The 3,891-nt window shown below is 30.4% G+C and carries 3 protein-coding genes; 1 reads left to right on the top strand and 2 read right to left on the bottom strand.

Annotation, left to right across the window (positions count from 1 at the left end; genetic code table 11):
* Window positions 1–1,928: NFACT family protein (locus COZ07_RS00820; RefSeq protein WP_406606715.1), on the top strand; the 1,928-nt coding region annotated here is incomplete at its 5' end.
* 55 nt (window positions 1,929–1,983) lie between these two features.
* Here COZ07_RS00820 and COZ07_RS00825 read toward each other — a convergent pair.
* Window positions 1,984–2,910 carry an RluA family pseudouridine synthase gene (locus COZ07_RS00825; RefSeq protein ID WP_406606716.1) on the bottom strand — a complete coding sequence of 309 codons (927 nt, stop codon included), beginning with the start codon at window positions 2,908–2,910 and terminating at the stop codon, window positions 1,984–1,986.
* A gap of 153 nt (window positions 2,911–3,063) precedes the next feature.
* A complete protein-coding gene (gene lgt / locus COZ07_RS00830; RefSeq protein WP_406606717.1) occupies window positions 3,064–3,867 on the bottom strand; it encodes a prolipoprotein diacylglyceryl transferase in 804 nt (267 codons plus the stop codon).
* Window positions 3,868–3,891: the final 24 nt, after the last annotated feature.

The following is a 3,891-nucleotide window of genomic DNA, read 5'->3' on the forward strand; positions in this document are numbered from 1 at the left end:
TTACTATAAAATTATCTGCAACGCACCATATATATAATCTGTTGGAAATATTTTTTCACTATCATATTGATAAGGAGATTAAAATGTCTTTGGATAGTATAAGTTTAGAAGCCATCAGAAAAGAACTTCTGGATAAATTTAAAGATGAAAAGATAACCAATATTATTCAAACTAAAAAGTATAAAATTATTATGGAAGTAAAACCTAATAATTTTTTAGTATTAAATGGTATAAATAAAAAAAGAGACACCTTTTATATTCATATTTCCATAGACCCATCATCTATGGAAATTTATTTTTCTGAATCCAAAAATACTGAAGAGACAATTAGCTCACCCTTTTTGAACTTACTCCAAAATCACCTTATCGGTGGAAAGATATTGGATATAAAACAGCCGGATTTTGACCGAATTTTGCATTTTATTATTCAGCCCTACCTTAAATTTGGTCAAACCCAAAACCAAATACTAATCATAGAATTTATGGGCAAACACGGTAACATGATTCTTCTTAAAGAGAATACCATGATAGAAGGTAGTATAAAATTAGTAGATTCCAATATCAACAGGTACCGAGAAATTTTGCCCGGTAAATTTTATATCTCTCCTCCTTCTCAAAATAAATTAAATACTCTAAATGTTAACCGGAAAGATTTTTTTAATATTTTTTACTCCCTAAAAGATAAAAGTTTAAACCTCTGGAAGCTGATCCAGAACAATTTTATAGGTATAAGCCTACAGAATGCAAAGGAGATGGTTCTGCAGGCAAATTTATCCCTGGAAAAAGATGTTTCTAATGCTTCCCAGGCAGATTTGGAAATGCTCTGGACTTCTTTTAATAGAATTATAAATAATATTAAAAATCACATTTTTCAGCCAACCATATTTTTAGATCCACTATCCGAAAAGATAAAAGCCTATTCTCTAATAAATTCTATCCAGTTTCCTCCATGCCATAAGCGAAATTTTAAAGATGCGAATTCGTGTTTAGAATCTTTATTTACTGAACTGGAAAAAGAACGAGAAATTCTCTCTATACAGAATAAGTTGGACCAGATACTCAGTAAAAATATGCTAAAAATAAATAATAAGATAAACGACTACCAAAAAAAGCTTGAAGAAGTGAAAAATTGCGAAAAATATAAAATAAACGGAGAACTGATCAAAGCAAATCTTGCCAGCATTAAAAGAGGAGACACCGAAATTAAGGTCATCAACTATTATTCTCCTCGGCAGGAAGATATAACTATACCACTAAACCATAAATTAACAGCTTTGGAAAATGCCCGCTTATATTTTAAAAAATATAAAAAAACAAAAGATAGCTGGGAAATAATTTTAGAACAATTAAATAATAACCAGTTAAAGCTTGCTCAATTGGCAGAATTTCATAAATTATATAAACAATATAGTAATTCTCTTCCTAACCTGCTCAAAATTTATAACGATTTAATGAAATTGGGATTATCTAAAAAAATAATTGTTCCCCTTAAAAAACAGGAAAAGAAAAAAAATAAGCTATTGCCGGCAAAATATATCTCCCAGGATGGCTGGGAAATCTATGTGGGGAAAAATAACCATCAAAATGATTTTCTAACCTTTAAATTGGCTTCTGGTAATGATATTTGGCTTCACCCAAAAAACATCCAGGGAGCCCACGTTATTATTAAAAATAGAGGTAATAAACAATCTCCTCCACTGGAAACCTTAATTCAAGCTGCTAATTTAGCAGCGTATTTTAGTAAAGCTAAAAAAGAAAATAAGGTATTAGTTGATTATACTCTTAAAAAATATGTGAAAAAACCTAAAAATGCTAAACCGGGAATGGCTATTTATTCCCAGGAAAAAAGTCTTTTAATAAAAATAAATCTCCCCGAGATTAAAAATATGATTTCTCAAAATAGTCAAGGGAAAATTCTTTCCCCTTGAAATCCCCTTTATTTCAGTATCAACCTCTTCCTTCTCATCAAGCAAGAGGGAAATATTATTTTTTAATCTCTTCTAAGGTAGCAATTAATTCTTGCATATCGTTCGGTAGAGGAGCCTGGAATTCCATATATTTCTTAGTAAAAGGATGAATAAAGCCTAAGATATGAGAATGTAAGGCTTGCCGTTTTATAGTTAATTCCTGCTTTCGGGAGCCATATACTTGATCACCAACCACCGGGTAGCCTATAAAAGCCAGATGAACTCTTATTTGGTGAGTTCTACCGGTATGAATAACTACTTCAAGTAAGGTATAGTTTAAAAATTTCCTTAATACTTTAAATTGGGTGATTGCTTCCCGACTATTCACTTCAATTACGGCCATTTTATTTCTATGCTTTACACTTCTACCAATTGGTGCATTAATAATTCCTGAATTATTCTTTATATTTCCATGAACCAAAGCAATATATTTCTTGGTGACCTGACGATTTTTTATCTGATTGGATAAATCGAGATGGGCGAGATCATTTTTGGCAACTACCATAAGACCTGAGGTATCTTTATCTAGTCGGTGAACAATTCCGGGTCTAATTACTCCATTTATACCAGATAAGGAATCTTTACAATGATACAGTAAAGCGTTAACCAGAGTACCAGAACATACTTTTCCGGTAGGATGAACCATCATACCGGCTGGTTTATTAACCACAATCAAATATTCATCTTCATAAATAATATCTAAAGAGATTGCTTCTGCGTCAAGCTTTAATTCTTTCTCTTCGGGTGAATATAAATTTATTTCATCCTCCTTTTTTAAGGAATAACTTGGCTTAATTATATTATGATTTACTCTTATTTTACCTTGAAGAATTAAATTTTTAATTTGAGATCTGGAAGGATATATATTTTCTTTAGTTAGATAGAGGTCTATTCTAATTTTGTCTTCATCCTGATAGGAGAGTATTTTTTCTTTTTCTTTCATAAAAAACCCTACACATTACTCATTCCGGGCAGACACAAGGTCTGCCCCTACATATTATTATATAGAAGCCAGAATTCAGAAGATAGAATAAGAAAGAAATCAATTCTGTATTCTGACTTCTGTATTCTGTCTTCTGACTTCTTTCTTTTTCCGCTAATTTTGCTTTCTTTTTTTTAAAATATTCATATATATTAAGGAACAAAATATGACCACTAGACAAATAATCTGAGCAATAGTAAAATAATTTAAAATTTTATTACTTTCGGAAAATCTAAAAAATTCTATAGTAAAACGAGATATCGAATATAAGATTAAAAAACTTAAGAAAACAGATCCATTATATTTTTTATGCTTTTTAATCCACAGAAGAATAAAAAATATTAAAAAATTATATAAAGAAGAGTAAAGCTGAGTTGGAATTACCGGAAGAGTAGAGGAGCTTCCCGAGACAATTAATCCATCTTTTAACTGTTGCAGATATACCGGAGGCATATTTAAAGCAGGAAAACTTAATCCATATTTTTCTGATACTAAACCATAACAACAACCATTTAAAAAACAACCTATCCTTCCAATTACTAACCCAATAGCAATAGAGGGGGCAACAATATCAGCATATTTCCAGAACGATATTTTACTTATCTTAATATACCACCAACATAGAATATAGGCTATGAAAAATCCTCCAAAAAAGCTTAATCCACCTTGCCTAAAATATAATATTCTCACCGGGTTTTTCAAATAATAATCAAGATATAATAAAATATATCCTAATCTTCCCCCTATTAGCGCACCTAAAATAACATATAAACTTAGATCTAAAATTCTTTCTGGATCTTCTCCATTTTTTTTTGCTTCCTGCATAGCTAAAAAAATACCTACCATAAAAGCTAAAGCAAGCATAACACCATAAGAATAGATAGAAAATGAACCAATGCTAAATAAAATTCTATACATTTAAACTAACTCCTTATCTTCTTC

Source organism: Candidatus Infernicultor aquiphilus (genome assembly GCF_002784285.1).
Taxonomy (GTDB): Bacteria; Atribacterota; Phoenicimicrobiia; order Phoenicimicrobiales; family Phoenicimicrobiaceae; genus Infernicultor; species Infernicultor aquiphilus.

Bases quoted from the DNA above. Each gene is read 5' to 3' on its own strand.
- COZ07_RS00825 (WP_406606716.1), bottom strand. From the start codon at position 2,910: ATGAAAGAAAAAGAAAAAATACTCTCCTATCAGGATGAAGACAAAATT.
- lgt (WP_406606717.1), bottom strand. From the start codon at position 3,867: ATGTATAGAATTTTATTTAGCATTGGTTCATTTTCTATCTATTCTTAT.